We start from the raw sequence: 1,127 nt of genomic DNA on the forward strand, positions 1-1,127 counted from the left end.
AACCGAAAGCGACATTCGGTTATTCGTTACCTTGATCCGATTTGATGTGGCCTACCATGGCCTATTTAAAACTAACATCAAAGCCATCTCTGACTACCCTGCGTTGTCAGCGTATTTGGACCGCTTATTACAAATCGAAGCCTTTGCGAAAAACACTCGTGTCGATCATATTAAAGCGGGCTATTACTCGGTAACTGCGCTAAATCCATCTGGCATAATTCCTCAGGGGCCGTACTTGGATTGGTTTAAATATTTACCGGAGGGAGTATGAAACTAGCACCTCTGATGTTCGTTGGTCACGGTTCTCCGATGTTTGCGTTAGGCGCAAGCATCGTGGCTCAACAACAGGCGACCGATAATTTAACCCATCAAGTAGCTAAATTTGATGATGTGGAAGCTATATTAGTGATATCACCACATTGGGTTGCCCGCGGTAATGTCGTTATCACCAACGACCAACCAGAAACCATTCACGACTTTGGTGGCTTTCCACCTGAATTGTACGAGTTGAACTATCCTGCTGTGGGCTCACACATTGTTGGTAATAAAGTCATCGACTTATTAACCAACAATGGTTTCGAAACCAAGGCGGACAATTACCGAGGCTGGGATCACGGTGTTTGGGTACCGCCGTGTCACTTGCGCCCAAATGCAGACAAGCCAATAGTGCAATTGTCGCTGAATGTTGATCTGTCACCAGATGAACTAGAAAAGCTCGGTAATACCTTGAAACAATTGCGTAAGCAGAATATTGCGGTTATCTGCTCAGGTAGCCTGACGCACAATTTATATGACATTCGAATGAGTCACGAGCCCGTCGCAGATTATGCAAACAAATTCCAAAATTGGTCACGGAAAATCGCTCTTGAAGGCAATTTAGCGGAGGCAAAACAGCCTCACGTTAAGTCTGTTCACTATACGAAGTCACACCCTACCTCTGAGCATTATTTGCCGTTAGTTATTGCTATGGGAGCAAAAGATGACGCTGATAATCTTACGGTGTTGGAAAGTCCAATCTTGCATCACTCCATTTCAATGGAGAGTTATGTTTGGTCTCAGTGAGCAATAACATTACTTTAGTTTAGAAAAACAGCATCAACCAAGATAAGTATAAACTGCAAGGCTAA

General features: G+C 43.8%; 2 protein-coding genes. Both read left to right on the plus strand.

Annotated elements, in window-relative coordinates:
• On the plus strand, positions 1-271 hold a 271-nt coding region (locus AB4274_RS21850; RefSeq protein ID WP_372113227.1), incomplete at its 5' end, for a glutathione S-transferase C-terminal domain-containing protein.
• A complete protein-coding gene (locus AB4274_RS21855) occupies positions 268-1,062 on the plus strand; it encodes a class III extradiol ring-cleavage dioxygenase (RefSeq protein WP_372113229.1) in 795 nt (264 codons plus the stop codon). The genes AB4274_RS21850 and AB4274_RS21855, both read left to right, overlap by 4 nt.
• Positions 1,063-1,127: the final 65 nt, after the last annotated feature.

The organism is Vibrio sp. 10N.261.55.A10 (genome assembly GCF_041470825.1).
Lineage (GTDB): Bacteria > Pseudomonadota > Gammaproteobacteria > Enterobacterales > Vibrionaceae > Vibrio > Vibrio crassostreae_C.